Raw genomic sequence first — 13,158 nt, 5'->3', positions numbered from 1 at the left:
CCAACGCCCGAACCCAATCAGCCCGGCCGGCGTTTGAGGCCAATCAGCCCGGCCGGCGTTTGAGGCCACCCAACCCCACCAAATCCCAACGCCGGCCAAACACCCCAACAGCCCGGCCGGCGCTTGAGGCCAACCCACCCGCCTGGGCACACAAAGGCCAACCCCAGCCCGGCCGGCGCTTGAGGCCAACGAGGAGCCCAACCGGCGCATGAGGCCAACCCCGGCCCGCCGCAAGGCTAAAGCGTGGAGGCCAACGCAGCCTCGTTCTCCTCCGCCGCCCCGAACTGCGTCGCATGCACCCACGAGCGCTTCACATACAGATGCACGTCCACCTCCCAGGTGAACCCCATCCCCCCATACACCTGCGTGGCGTCCTTCCCGTTCCGCGTCGCCGCGTCGTCCCCCATCACCTTCGCCGTCAGCACGGCGACCTCGGCATCCCCCACCGCCGGATCATCCAACGTCACCGCCGCCGCGTAGACCGCCGCCCGCGCGATCTCGGTCCGCACCAGCATGTCCGCACACAGGTGCTTGACCGCCTGGAAGCCACCGATCACCCGACCGAACTGCTCGCGCTCCTTGGCATACTGCGTCGCCAACTCGGTGAGCCGCCCCGCGATGCCCAACTGCAACGCCGCCGTGAGTACCGCCCCGACCCGCCGCCACTCCTCCGCGACCCGCACATCGGCCACCACCTCGCCGCCCGGCAGCTCGTCCACCGCCGTCACCGGGGTGAACGGATCCACCGGATGCGCGACCAGCCTCCCCCGCACCGACGCCGGATCCACCCGCCGGATGCCCTCGTCCGTGAGCACCAACAAACAATCCAGCGCGTCCAGATGCTCCACGAGCAGCGGCCACGAGTCGCCCTCGATCAGCCCGACCACCACGTCGCCCGCGGCCGCCTCCTCGCCCAGCCGTCCCGGCAACGACGCGGCCAGGTGCGTGGCCACCAGCGGCCCGGGCAACAACACCCGCCCGGCCTCCTCGTACACCAGCGCCGCCTCGGCCACCCCGAGTCCGACCCCGCCCGCCTCCTCGGCGATCCGCAGCGAGAAGAACCCGGTCTCGGCCAGTTCGCGCCACAGCGCACGATCCACCATGCCGGGCACCGGCGCGGTGTCCACCAGCGCCCGCATCCGCTCCCGGTCGAACCGGCCCTCGCAGAACTCCCTTACCCCGGACCGCAGATCGCGCTGGTCCTCGCTCAGTTGGAAATCCATGTCCCGATCACCTCCTCGCTCGACCTCGGCCGAAATCCCACGACCCCGCTCACCGTTCCTTCGGCAGACCGAGGATGCGCTCGCCAACGATGTTGCGCTGGATCTGCGACGTACCCGCCGCGATCGTGTACGACAGCGACGAAAGCCGCTCGTCCATCAACGTCGCGCCCGGCAGCCCCGCGACGTCGTCCACGGCCAGGGCGGCCCGTCCGAGCAGCCGGTGCGCGAGTTCGTACACCTTCTGCTTCGTCTCGGAGAACCGCAGCTTGAACACCGAGCCGCCGACCCCGGGTACCCCGGACCGCTGCGCCTCGGACACGTTCCACTTGGTCAGCGCCCACAGCGCCTCGAACTCGGCGGTCAGGTGGCCAAGTTCGCGCCGCAACGCGACATCGTCCCAGGCAGTTGCCTGACGCCGCGTCACCTTCTTCGCCAACGCCGCGAGTTCGCGCAACAGCCGCTGACACGCCACCACTTCGCTGACGAACGCGGTGCCGCGCTCGAACGACAGGGTGACCATGGTGACCCGCCAGCCGTCGTTCTCCTCGCCGACCCGGTTGGCCACCGGCACCCGGACGTCGTCGAAGAACACCTCGGCGAACTCCGAGGTCCCCATCACCGTTTCCAGCGGCCGGATGGTGATCCCCGGCGTGTCCATCGGCACGATCAACCAGGTGATGCCCCTGTGCTTGGGCGCGTCCGGGTCGGTGCGCACCAACATCTCGCAGTAGTCCGCCACTTCGGCGTGCGAGGTCCAGATCTTCGAACCGTTGACCACATAGTCGTCGCCGTCCCGAACCGCCCGGGTGCGCAGCGAGGCGAGGTCGCTGCCCGCTCCCGGCTCGGAGAAGCCCTGGCACCACACGTCGTCGCCGCGCAGGATCCCCGGCAGATACCGACGCCGCTGCTCGTCCGTGCCGGCCGCGTCGATCGTCGGCCCCGCGTGCAGCAGGCCGACGAAGTTCGCCCCCACATAGGGCGCGCCGGCCCGCTCGGTCTCCTCCAGGAAGATCAGGTGCTCGGTGGGCGTGGCGCCCTTGCCCCCCGCCTCCACCGACCAGTGCAGGCCCGCGTATCCGGCGTCGAACAACAGGCGCTGCCACGCCGTGTCGTAGGCGCGCCGCCCGGGCCAGTCGTTGCGATCGGGCTTGGGTGGCAGCAGCGGGATGGCCTGATCGAGCCACGCGCGCAATTCCGCGCGGAAGCCCTCCTCGGCCTCGGTGTACCGCAGGTCCATGGTTGACGACTCCCTGTCGAACTGGGAACGGGCAAACGAAAAAGCGAACGAAGACGGCCGAACCGAGACGTCCGACGGACGCCTCGACCGACACGTCCGACCGAGGCGTCCGACCGAAGCGACCGAATGCAGCGACCGACCGCAGCAGTCCGACCGCAGCAGTCCGACCGAGGCGACCCGACCGCAGCAGTCCGACCGCAGCGGTCCGACCACAACGACCCCGCCGAACTCAGGCCCCGTACACCGGCGTCGGCGTCGGCGCCTCGTCGAGCAGCTTCGCCACCACCGGCCCCAACTCGGCCGGCTCCCACCGCCGGCCCGCCGTGGCCTCGGGACCGTGCTGCCATCCGGTCGCGACGGAGACCTTGTCCCCCTCGACCTCGAAGACCCGCCCCGTCACCTCCCCGGACTGGGTCGAGCCGAGCCAGACGACAAGCGGCGACACGTTCGCCGGGTCGTAGAAGTCGAAGCCGCCGTCCTCGGGCTTCCGCACCAGGTCCGGCATGGCCTCCTCGGTCATCCGGGTGCGCGCGGCCGGCGCGATCGCGTTGGCGGTCACCCCGTAGCGGCCCATCTCCACCGCGGCGATCTGGGTCAGGCAGGTGATCCCGGCTTTGGCCGCCGCATAGTTGCCCTGTCCGACCGAGCCCATCAGCCCCGCGCCCGACGTGGTGTTGATCAGCCGCGCGTCGACCTCGACGCCCGCCTTCGCCTGGGCCCGCCAGTACGCGCCGGCGTGCCGCATCACCGCGAAGTGCCCCTTGAGGTGCACCCGGATCACCGCGTCGAACTCGTCCTCGCCCAGCGAGACGAGCATGCGGTCGCGGAGGAAGCCCGCGTTGTTGACCACCACGTCCAGCCGGCCGAACGTGTCGATGGCGGTCCGCACCAGGCGCTCCGCGCCCGCCCAGTCGGCGACGTCGTCCGCGTTGACCACCGCCTTGCCGCCCAGCGCCTCGATGTCGGCCACGACCTGCTGGGCCGGGCCGAGCGAACGCCCGTCGCCCTGGCGCGAGGCACCGATGTCGTTGACCACCACGTGCGCGCCCTCGCGGGCGAATGCCAGCGCGTGTTCGCGCCCGATGCCGCCGCCGGCACCGGTGACGATGACGACGCGCCCCTCGCAGATCCCACTCATTCCAGGCCCCTCTGGTGTAGAAGACCGACGCCGTACCGAGGACCGACCCGCGTCGAATACCTCGGAAGCGGCCCGCCGAGAAACTCGACGAGCCGCCCCCTACCACCGCACCGCGAGTCACTGCCATGACCACGCGGCACGTTCGTACCGAAGAACCGAACCGACCCCGAGCCGGCCCGAGCCGACCCGACCCGAGCCGGACCGACCCGAATCACACCGCCCGGACCGACCCCAGCCGGACCGACCCGAAGCAGCCCGCCCGAAGCGACCCGAAGCAGCCCGCCGCCATCAGGTGCCTCAAGCCCCCGCGCCCACCCGATCCCGATCGAGATCGAGATCGAGCATCCGGATCGCATTACCCCGGATGATCTTGTAAACGGTCTCCGCCCCCAGCCCCGCGAGATGCTCCTCGGCGATCTTCTTCGTGTGCGGCCACGTGGAGTCGACGTGCGGGTAGTCGGTCTCGAACGTGACGTTGTCCTCGCCGATCACATCGAGCGAGTTGACCCCGTGCCGGTCCCGGAAGAAGCAGGCGAACATGTTCCGCCGGAAGTAGTACGACGGCGCCTCGGGCAACACCTCACCGGTGACCGCCCAGGCGCGGTGCTCCAGCCACACGTCGTCCATGCGCTCCAGGGCGTACGGGATCCAGCCCATCTGCCCCTCGGAGTAGGCCAGCTTGATCTTCGGGAACCGGGCCGGGACGCCCGCGAAGATGAAGTCGGCCATCGAGGCCATCGCGTTGTTGAAGCTCAGCGACGCCTGGACCGCCGCGGGCGCGTCCGGCGAGGCGGCCGGCATCGTCGAGGACGAGCCGATGTGCATGTTGATCGTCACGCCCAGGTCGGCGCAGGTCTCGAAGAACGGGTCCCAGTAGCCGGTGTGGATGCTGGGCAGACCGAGGAAGGCGGGGATCTCCGAGAAGCACACGGCGGTGACCCCGCGCGCCCGATTGCGCTTGATCTCCTCGACGGCGAGTCGCACGTCCCACAGCGGGATGATGATCAGCGGGATGAGCCGCCCGCCGGAGTCGCCGCACCACTCCTCGACCATCCAGTCGTTGTAGGCGCGCACGCACGCGAGCGCGACCTCCTTGTCCGCGGCCTCCGAGAAGGTCTGGCCGCAAAAACGCGGGAAGGTCGGGAAGCACAGCGAGGCCTCGACATGGTTGACGTCCATGTCCTTCAGCCGCTCGGCCGGGTCGTACAGTCCGGGGCGCATCTCGCCGCGCGTGATGCCTTCGAGGGTCATCTCGTCCCGACTGAAGCCGACGGCGGCGATGTTGCGCTTGTACGGGAAACGCAGATCCTCGTAGAACCACCAGTCGGCCGGTGGGCCGTTCGGATCGGTGGTGATCTTGTAACTCGCCCCGGTGTACTCCAACTGACCGATGCCCGTGGTGACCGGCTTCGGGCCGCGCTCGTGGTACTTCTTCGGCAACCAGCGCTCGAACAGGTGTGCCGGCTCGATGACATGGTCATCGACGCTGATGATCTTCGGCAGTTCACCGAAGGAGTTTCCGGACTGCGTGGCAGCCTGCCCGGGCTGGTTGGTGCTCATCGGCCCCTCCCGCTCACTAAATCTGATGGACCGTCAGATTTAGCGTAATCTCTGGGCGGAGGGAACCACAAGCTGACTCAACGTCAGGAGAATCACGGATGGCCCTGCGTCTCGAAGAACTGATCGACCCGGGACACACCGCGTTGATCACCCAGGAATGCCAGAACGGAGTGATCGGCACGCAGGCGGTGTTCCCCGCGCTGACCGCGCACACCGGGGGGCTGATTCCGGCCGTCGATCGGCTCGCCAAGGCCGCCCGCCGGGCCCAAGTCCCGGTCGTGCACTGCCTGGCGGTGCGCCGCCCGGACGGGCGGGGCGCCAACACCAACGCCCGGATGTTCGGCGCCGCGGCCAAGGCGCCGGTACTCCTGGCCCCCGGCTCGGACGCCGCCGCGGTGGCCGACGGGATCACCGTCCACCCCTCCGACCTGGTGCTTTCCCGCTACCACGGGCTCGGCCCGATGGCCGACACCGGACTCGCCGCCGTGCTGCGGAACCTGGGCGTGCGTACCGTCGTGGGCGTCGGCGTCTCGCTCAACGTCGGCATGCTCAACTTCGCGATGGACGCGGTGAACGCGGGATTCCAATTCGTCGTGCCGCGCGAGGCGGTGGCCGGTTTTCCCCCCGAATACGCCGAGGCCGTACTCGCCAACACCTTCAACGCGATCGCGACGATCACCACGGTGGACGCCGTGCTGGCTGCCTGGGCCTGAACCCTGATGCCCCGTCATCAATTCGGTGACGGGGCATCAGCAACTGTTCGGCTCGGCCGGAAAGGGCCGGCCGGCGGTCAGCGCCGGGGCGTCCAGGGCTTCTTGTCGTACTCCTCGCGCAGCTTGAACTTCAACACCTTGCGCAGCGTCTCGTTCCGCGGCAGCGCGTCGACCAGTTCCAATTGCTCCGGGATCTTCTGCGTCATCAGCCCGGCCTCGCGCAGGTAGCCGACCATCTCGGCGAATTCCAGGTCGGATTCACCCGGTTGGCGCTCCACCACGGCGCAGACCCGTTCTCCGCGCTCGCGGTCGACCAGGCCGATCACCGCCGCGTCGGCGACCTTCGGGTGGGCGAACAGCAGGTCCTCGATCTCGCGCGCGGAGATGTTCTCCCCCTTGCGGATGATCACGTCCTTGAGCCGACCGGTCAGCGAGAGGTGTCCGTCGGCGCGCAGTCGGCCCAGGTCGCCGGTGCGGAAGAAGCCGTCCTCGTCGAACGCGTCGGCGGTCAGCGCGGGGTCGGTGTACCCCTTGAACACCATCGGCCCGCGCAGCCGGACCTCGCCCTCCTCGCCGACGTCCGCGACGGAGCCGTCCGCCCGCGCGATCCGCACCTCGATGCCGCTGACCGGCTTGCCCTCGGTGTACGAGCGCTGGTCCTCGGAGTCGTGCGGGCCGCCCTGGGCGATCATCGGCGACTCGGTCATCCCGTACCCGTGGCACAGGATCGCCCGCATCTCGTCGCGCACCTCGCCGACCAGCTCCGGCGGCTTGGGCGCGCCGCCGCCGGAGACGATCCGCAGGGTCGGGATGATCTTCTCGCCGGGCTGCTTGCGCTGCTCGTTCAGGAACGCGACATAGAACGCGGTCGAACCGCCGACCATGGTGACGCCGAGCCGCTTGTACACCGGCACCACGCCCGCCGGGTCGAAGTTCTCCACGATCACCGCCGGGAAGCCCGAGGCGAGCACGGTGACGATGTAGTCCGGGCCCGCGATGTGCGCGTACGGGAACGCGATCGAGCCGATGTCGCTCTGCGACATGTCCAGCGCGACGGCCAGCCCCTTGCCGCCCGCGAGCAGCGTCGAGTCGCTGTGCTGGACGCCCTTCGGGTCGGACGTGGTCCCGGAGGTGTAGTAGAGCCAACGCACCTCGTCGCCGTCGGTCGGCGCGGGCGGCAGGTCGGCCGGGTCGCCCTCGGGCAACTCGTCGTAGGCGACCATGACGCGCGGCGCCGGGCTCAGCTCCTTGGCCAGCGCCTCGCCCATGCCGACGAAGTCGAAGCCCTTCCACTCGCGCGGACACAGGAAGAACTCGGCCCCCGTCTGCCGCAGACAGAACCCGACCTCCTTCTCCCGATAGAACGGGATGATCGGGTTCTGCACCGCGCCGAGCCGGGCCAGCGCGAACGAGACCACGATGGACTCGATCCGCGTGGTCAACTGCCAGGTCACGCGGGTCCCGGCGGTGACGCCGAGCGCGTGGAAGCCCGCGGCCACGCGCTCGGCCCACGCCTTGAACCCACCGAAGGTGACCCTGCGGTCCTCCGGATCGAGCAGCATGGGTACATCGGGAGACGCCGCCGCGCGGCGCTCCACCAGCTCCCAGAGAGTGGTGGCGTCGTAGATCGGGTCAGACACGTGTCCTCCGCGCGGGAAGCCGGGGCCGGGGTACGTCGCCGGGGCATGGCGAAGCCGAAGCCCCGAGGCATTGACCTGACGGTACGTCAGAAGCTTTGCGGGAAGAAAGACTTCGCGTGGTCACGCGGATCACAACCGGATCTCGGCGACCTTGATCGCATACTGGCGAAGCAAGGCCGTACTGCCTAACCTGGGGCGATACCGCCAACCCCGGGGGCACGATGTCACCCTTCCGCCGGGAGCGCCCACCGGTGTGCCTGGGCCCGCTCGCGAGCCTCCCCGAAGACGTCCCGACCCGGGTCGGCACCAGCCCCCCGGTCGCGATCCTGCGCCACGGCGACACGGTCCACGTCTTCGAGGACCGCTGCCCCCACGCCGGCGCCATCCTCTCCAGAGGCACCCTGACCAACGAACACCTCACCTGCCCGGCCCACAAGGCCACCTTCGAGATAGCCACGGGCCGCTCCCTGGGCCCGATCCCCTGCCGCCCACTACGCACGTACAAGTCCTGGACCGAAAACAACCTGGTATACCACTCCCCCTCCCCCCTCCCCCCCAGAAAATCCAACTCCTCCCCCTGCCCCAACCAACCCTGACCACCCCAACAACAACAACGAGACGCACCCCCACACACAGCCCAACCACCCCAAAAAAACCCCACTCAAGCCCGACCCACCCCACCGACCCACCCACCCAGCCCGGCCGGCGCTTCAGGCCACCCCAGCCAAACAATGCCCACCCCGCCAAACCCCCCTCAGCCCAGCCAACACTCGAACCCGACCCACCCCGCCAACTGAGGGGCCCCGCGTTTTCCGGACGCCTTGTTTGCTGTCCTTTTATGCCGCGAGTCCGAGTTCGTCGTGGTCCCGCAGGGCTTCGAGGGGTGTGCGGTATCCCAGAGCGGAATGGAGTCGTCGGCGATTGTAGAAGCCCTCGATGTATCTGACAACTTCGCGGCGTGCCTTCGCGTGGTTCGTGAAGACGTATCGGTTCAGGTATTCGTTCTTCAGTGCGCCGAAGAAGGACTCGGCCATCGCGTTGTCCCAACACACTCCGGTGCGTCCGACCGATTGGCGCATGTCGTGGCCGGCCAGGGTCCGGGCGAATTCCTCCGAGGTGTAGTTGCTGCCGCGATCCGAGTGAAAAATCGCGCCTTTCCCGATTTTCACGCGCCCGCGGGCCATGTCGAGTGCGGCGGTGACGAGCGAGGTCTTGAAATGATCGGCCATCGCCCAGCCGACGACCGCCTTGCTGTGGCAGTCGATGACCGTGGCGAGATAGAGGAATCCCTCCCACGTCGGAATGTAGGTGACGTCGCCGACGAGTCTGGCGCCCGGCCGGTCGGCGGTGAAGTCGCGGCGGACGAGGTCGGGGATGCGCGGGTGCGCGCCGCCCGTCCGGGTGGTGACCGCCCGCCACGGCCGGGGCTGACACGGCACCAGGCCCAGGCCGCGCATCAACGCGCGGACCAGCTCCGGCGAGGCCGCCTCGCCGGAGCGGGCCAGGACGGCGTGCACGCGCCGATATCCGTAGGTCTCGTGATTCGCGGCGAAGATCTCCCTTATCGCGGTCGTCAGTCGGTGGCGTCGTCGTGCCGTGGTGGATTCCGGGCGGGTGCGCCATTCGTAGTAGCCGGAGCGGGACACGTCGAGCCATCGGCACATGTCGGCGATGCGAAAGGTCGCCTTCTCCGCGTCGACGAGTTCGTAGCGGGAACTCACCGATGGTTGCGGGCGAAGAAGGCGCTTGCTTTTACCAGGAACGCGTTCTCCTCGCGGAGTTTCCGGTTCTCGCGTTCGAGTTCCCGTTCCCGCGCGGTCACGGGTTCATCGCCTCGCGGCGTCGATCCGGGATCCGTCAAGGACCTGCGGTATTGCGCGACCCAGTTCCCGAGCGTGGTGTCGTTGACACCCAGCTCCCGCGCGACCTGGACGATCGGACGGGGGCCGTCCAAAACCAGGCGAACGGCTTCGTCCTTGAACTGCTGTGTATATCTCTTTGGCACGTGCTTTCTCTTTCCGGTTTCCTACAACCCTACGCGGGTCGCTGTCCGGAAGATCAAGGGCACCTCAAACCGACCCACCCAGCCCGCCGACGCTCGAGCCCAATCCACGCCACCAACCGACCCACTCAGCCCGGCCGGCGCTTGAGGCCACCCCAGCCAAACAACACACAACCGGCCAAGAACCCCCTCAGCCCAACCAACGCTCAAGCCCGACCCACACCGCCAACCGACCCACCCAGCCCAGCCGGCGCTTGAGGCCACCCCAGCCAAACAATGCTCAACCCGCCAAACCCCCTCAGCCCAACCAACGCTCAAGCCCGACCCACCCCGCCAACCGACCCACCCAGCCCGGCCGGCACTTGAGCCCGATCCACCCCACCAACCGACCGACCCACCCAGCCCGGCCGGCGTTTGAGGCCACCCCAGCCAAACAACACACAACCGGCCAAGAACCCCCTCAGCCCGGCCGGCGTTTGAGGCCAAGAAGCCCCGACCCGGCTCGCGCAGGAGCGCCGCCGGCCAAGCCGGGTTCACCCCGCAAAGGCCCCGCAGCCCCTGGCCCACGCCCCCGAGAGATCCGCCCCCGGCGGAAACCGGCCCGCCAACTCCAGCGCGACCATCCCGTGCCCAAACCCCCACACGGCCCGCGCAGCGTCGTGATCGCCCCCCACCGCCCGCATCAACGGCGCCGCCGCCCGCTCCTCCAGCCCCTCCGGCAACGCGGCTCGATCCAGCGGCTGCCCACTCATCAACCGATACAGATCCGGATGCGCGAGCGCGTAGGCCCGATACGCCCCCATCAACGCCGTGATCCGTTCCAGCCGCGAACCCCCCGCCGCCGACTCTGCCGACCCCGCCGACCCCGCCGACCCCGCCGAGCCCGCCTCCGCGGCCTCCAGCGCCTCCGCCAATTCCGCCATCGCCTGCGCGACCAACGCGCTCTCCACCGCGGACTTGTCCGCGAAGTGTTTGTACAACGACGGCGCCTTGATCCCGATCCGCTCCGCGATCCGCCGCATCGACACCGCCTCCGGCCCCTCCCCCTCCAGGAGTTCCCGCGCGGCGGCCACGATCTCCCGCGCCCGACCGCCGACCGGAGGAGCGGAAACGTACGAAACGTCAGACATGCCTACGGAACCCTTCGGGAGTGCGCAGTCCGTACCCCGCAGCACGGTCCATCGCGATGTGGGTGAGCCAGCCGAGGCCGGCGGTGAACAGCGGCGGCCACTCGATCGGGCCGACGGAGTAGCCGACCAGCACGATCAGCGGGACCCAGGCCCGGTGCAACGCGTTGTAGAACGGCACCGCACGCACCTGCAGCCGACCCCGCTCGTGCGTGCCGTCCCGCAGCGCGTCCCCGGCTCCGACGAACATGGTCAGGTCGGGCAGTACGAAGAAGACCAGCGCAGCCGCCGAAGTGGCGAAGCCGTACTTCACGCTCTCGAACACCGCGAACGCCGCCAAAAACAGCGCCAGTACGCCCCACGCGCCGCGCCGCGTCCACCGAAGTGCCGCCGAACCGCGGATTCCCGTGCTCACGATGGTGCTCATGCCGCCTCCGTTCGCCTGCGGCTAACGATGTTAGCCTTCTGCGTCCATCATCCGGCTAACACCATTAGCCGTCAAGCCCCGACGGCGTCCTCCACACCCATCAAGAGCGCCGCACGCCCACCGAATCCCGTCCTCGAACCCCGGACACCACGGACCCGACCCCGACCCCCAAGGCGGACACAACCCCGACCACAAACCCGAAAACCGGCCACCCCACCGACCCACCCACCCGCACCCCGCCCACCACCGGACGCCCCGACCCGCCCGCCCGAACCGACTCGCCGACCCCACTCGACACATCGAACTCCACCCGCACCCCGGCGTCCACGGCCGACGCGACAAACGGCCGCCGCCCCGACCCGACCGCCGCCCGCCCACCACCGGCGACGTCGCCCACACCCGCCACCCCGGCCCGCCACACCGACGTGGCCCACTCCCGCGAAGCGACCGCCCGCCGCCCCGACCCGAACGGCCGATCCACCACAGCACGCCCGGCCCCGTCCGCCAAGCCGACCGAGCCCCCGCCACCCACCGACCCCACATCCACCCGAAACGCGGCCGGCCCCACCCCGGGCACCGCCGCCCCCGCCGGCCTCGTCATCACCGGCCCCACCCCCGCCGCCCCCAACACCGGCGGCTTCGGCGCAGGCGGCTTCGGGGGCTTGGTCGCCGGCGGCCGAGGCGGTCGCGGATTCGCCGGTCTCGTCGGCGGCTTGCCCCCGCCCTCGACCCGTACCGCCGCCCCCACGTCACCCCGAGCCCGGTCACCGCACGCACCGGCCGACACGTACCCGGCACCCGTCCCCCCGACCCGCACCCCACAGCACGCCCTGCCCGAACCCCCACCGGCCTCGATCACGACGCCCGCCCGCCGCCCACACCCCTCGGCCTCCGCCGAACCGCAGCCCCCGACAACCGGCAAGCACACACACGCCACCACCAGGAACCGCGCCACAACCCGAGAGTCGGCCATGGCGCAAGGTTGACCCGACCCACCGAATCACCCCGAACGAACCCCCGAAAATCCCACGTACGAGTGACCCACCGCCCCACCCCACCGGCCCCGCCCCGCCGACCCGATCCGACCCACCAACCCCACCAACCCCACCAACCGACCCCACCTACCAAACCCACCGGCCCGCCGACCCGAACCACCGGTCCGCCCCGCCCACCTCACCCGACCACGCCGCCCTCCAACACCCCCCGCACCGCCGCCGCAAACGCCCGCGGATGCGTCAGATTGCCGTTGTGCCCTCCCGGAAACACCGCCGCCTCAACCCCGACGACCCCTTCCAGCGCCACCGCACACCGCCGCGTGAAGACCCGCCGCCCCGTGGTCGCACCCACCCCGGGGACGATGCGCGTCGCCGAGGAGCGCACCGGATCCAGCGGCAGCACGTCGTCCACGACCGCGGGGAACTCCCGCCCGATGAAGAAATCGAAGTTCGCCATCCGCCGCGCGGTCATCGGCTGCGCGGTCAGATCCGGCTCACGCTCCTCGACACCCGGCTCGATGCCCAGGTGAGCCGTGATGGCGGGAAACGCGCCACCCATCCCGGCCCGCGCGTGCACCTCCCGGATCGCGCTCAACTCACCGCGATGCGCGTCGCGTTCCGCGTCGGAGAGCAACCACGGCGCGACCGGCTCGTGGGCGATCAGCGTGTGCAGCAACTCCGGCCGGGTCGCCGCCACCCGCAACCCGATCAACCCGCCCATGCTGAGCCCCAGCATCGCCGCCGGCCGATCGGCGACCTCGACCAACAACCGCGCCACGTCGTCGGCGTGGTCCCCGATGCTCACCGGCGCCGCCAGGTCGGCCAACGTACTCCGGGAAAGTCCACGCCGGTCGTAGGTCACCACGGTGTAGTCGGCCACCAGCCGATCGACCATGTCCACACTGCGCCCGGCGTCCCCCTCGCCACTCTCGCCGATCAGCAACAGCGGCCCGGAGCCCCGTACTTCGTAGTACAGCTCCGCACCCGGCACGGACAACACGGCACCGGCGGCCAGGTTCGCGGCCATGAGAATTCCCCCGGGAAATCGTCGCGGGCGGCGCCGACTCGCCACCCACCCATGATCGCGACCATAATC

General features: G+C 69.8%; 11 protein-coding genes. 2 read left to right on the top strand and 9 right to left on the bottom strand.

The genetic code is table 11. The features are described 5' to 3' along the window. Nucleotides 1–236: 236 nt before the first annotated feature. The 4 genes from EMA17_RS24810 to EMA17_RS24795 form a co-directional block, all read right to left on the bottom strand. Nucleotides 237–1,223 (bottom strand): acyl-CoA dehydrogenase family protein, encoded by a 987-nt coding sequence (locus tag EMA17_RS24810; RefSeq protein WP_126639307.1) that lies wholly within the window; start codon nucleotides 1,221–1,223, stop codon nucleotides 237–239. A gap of 49 nt (nucleotides 1,224–1,272) precedes the next feature. After that, on the bottom strand, nucleotides 1,273–2,460 hold the full coding sequence (locus EMA17_RS24805) for an acyl-CoA dehydrogenase (protein ID WP_126639306.1): 1,188 nt from the start codon (nucleotides 2,458–2,460) through the stop codon (nucleotides 1,273–1,275). 229 nt (nucleotides 2,461–2,689) lie between these two features. After that, nucleotides 2,690–3,598, bottom strand: a complete 909-nt coding sequence (locus EMA17_RS24800) for an SDR family oxidoreductase (RefSeq protein ID WP_126639305.1) — start codon at nucleotides 3,596–3,598, stop codon at nucleotides 2,690–2,692. A gap of 297 nt (nucleotides 3,599–3,895) precedes the next feature. Further along, a complete protein-coding gene (locus EMA17_RS24795) occupies nucleotides 3,896–5,158 on the bottom strand; it encodes an amidohydrolase family protein (protein WP_126639304.1) in 1,263 nt (420 codons plus the stop codon). 98 nt (nucleotides 5,159–5,256) lie between these two features. On the opposite strand from EMA17_RS24795, the gene EMA17_RS24790 reads away from it, so the two are divergent. After that, on the top strand, nucleotides 5,257–5,871 hold the full coding sequence (locus EMA17_RS24790; protein WP_126639303.1) for an isochorismatase family protein: 615 nt from the start codon (nucleotides 5,257–5,259) through the stop codon (nucleotides 5,869–5,871). Nucleotides 5,872–5,948: 77 nt separating this feature from the next. Here EMA17_RS24790 and EMA17_RS24785 read toward each other — a convergent pair whose 3' ends face one another. After that, on the bottom strand, nucleotides 5,949–7,511 hold the full coding sequence (locus tag EMA17_RS24785; protein WP_126639302.1) for a class I adenylate-forming enzyme family protein: 1,563 nt from the start codon (nucleotides 7,509–7,511) through the stop codon (nucleotides 5,949–5,951). A 221-nt stretch (nucleotides 7,512–7,732) separates the two neighbouring features. Here EMA17_RS24785 and EMA17_RS24780 point away from each other — a divergent pair, with 221 nt between their 5' ends. Continuing rightward, on the top strand, nucleotides 7,733–8,107 hold the full coding sequence (locus tag EMA17_RS24780; protein WP_126639301.1) for a Rieske (2Fe-2S) protein: 375 nt from the start codon (nucleotides 7,733–7,735) through the stop codon (nucleotides 8,105–8,107). A 240-nt stretch (nucleotides 8,108–8,347) separates the two neighbouring features. On the opposite strand, the gene EMA17_RS24775 is transcribed toward EMA17_RS24780, so the two are convergent. From EMA17_RS24775 to EMA17_RS24755, 4 genes are all read right to left on the bottom strand, one after another. Then, nucleotides 8,348–9,516, bottom strand: a protein-coding gene (locus EMA17_RS24775; RefSeq protein WP_126639300.1) for an IS3 family transposase whose coding sequence is annotated in 2 segments (ribosomal slippage) — nucleotides 8,348–9,267 and nucleotides 9,267–9,516 — 1,170 coding nt in all. Because the reading frame shifts where the segments join, the coding sequence is not laid out codon by codon here. A 530-nt stretch (nucleotides 9,517–10,046) separates the two neighbouring features. Further along, on the bottom strand, nucleotides 10,047–10,643 hold the full coding sequence (locus EMA17_RS24770; protein ID WP_126639299.1) for a TetR/AcrR family transcriptional regulator: 597 nt from the start codon (nucleotides 10,641–10,643) through the stop codon (nucleotides 10,047–10,049). Beyond that, a complete protein-coding gene (locus EMA17_RS24765) occupies nucleotides 10,636–11,067 on the bottom strand; it encodes a DUF4260 family protein (RefSeq protein WP_126639298.1) in 432 nt (143 codons plus the stop codon). Before EMA17_RS24765 ends, EMA17_RS24770 begins: the two co-directional genes overlap by 8 nt. 1,173 nt (nucleotides 11,068–12,240) lie before the next feature. Then, nucleotides 12,241–13,089 (bottom strand): alpha/beta fold hydrolase, encoded by an 849-nt coding sequence (locus tag EMA17_RS24755; protein WP_126639297.1) that lies wholly within the window; start codon nucleotides 13,087–13,089, stop codon nucleotides 12,241–12,243. Nucleotides 13,090–13,158: the final 69 nt, after the last annotated feature.

It is taken from the genome of Embleya hyalina (genome assembly GCF_003967355.1).
GTDB classification, from domain to species: Bacteria; Actinomycetota; Actinomycetes; order Streptomycetales; family Streptomycetaceae; genus Embleya; species Embleya hyalina.
The sequence above is the reverse complement of the archived record's forward strand: the minus strand, read 5'-3'. Positions and strand labels throughout refer to the sequence as shown.

Coding starts and splice junctions, on each gene's coding strand:
- EMA17_RS24810 (WP_126639307.1), bottom strand. CDS start 1,223: ATGGATTTCCAACTGAGCGAGGACCAGCGCGATCTGCGGTCCGGGGTA.
- EMA17_RS24805 (WP_126639306.1), bottom strand. CDS start 2,460: ATGGACCTGCGGTACACCGAGGCCGAGGAGGGCTTCCGCGCGGAATTG.
- EMA17_RS24800 (WP_126639305.1), bottom strand. CDS start 3,598: ATGAGTGGGATCTGCGAGGGGCGCGTCGTCATCGTCACCGGTGCCGGC.
- EMA17_RS24795 (WP_126639304.1), bottom strand. CDS start 5,158: ATGAGCACCAACCAGCCCGGGCAGGCTGCCACGCAGTCCGGAAACTCC.
- EMA17_RS24790 (WP_126639303.1), top strand. CDS start 5,257: ATGGCCCTGCGTCTCGAAGAACTGATCGACCCGGGACACACCGCGTTG.
- EMA17_RS24780 (WP_126639301.1), top strand. CDS start 7,733: ATGTCACCCTTCCGCCGGGAGCGCCCACCGGTGTGCCTGGGCCCGCTC.
- EMA17_RS24770 (WP_126639299.1), bottom strand. CDS start 10,643: ATGTCTGACGTTTCGTACGTTTCCGCTCCTCCGGTCGGCGGTCGGGCG.
- EMA17_RS24765 (WP_126639298.1), bottom strand. CDS start 11,067: ATGAGCACCATCGTGAGCACGGGAATCCGCGGTTCGGCGGCACTTCGG.
- EMA17_RS24755 (WP_126639297.1), bottom strand. CDS start 13,089: ATGGCCGCGAACCTGGCCGCCGGTGCCGTGTTGTCCGTGCCGGGTGCG.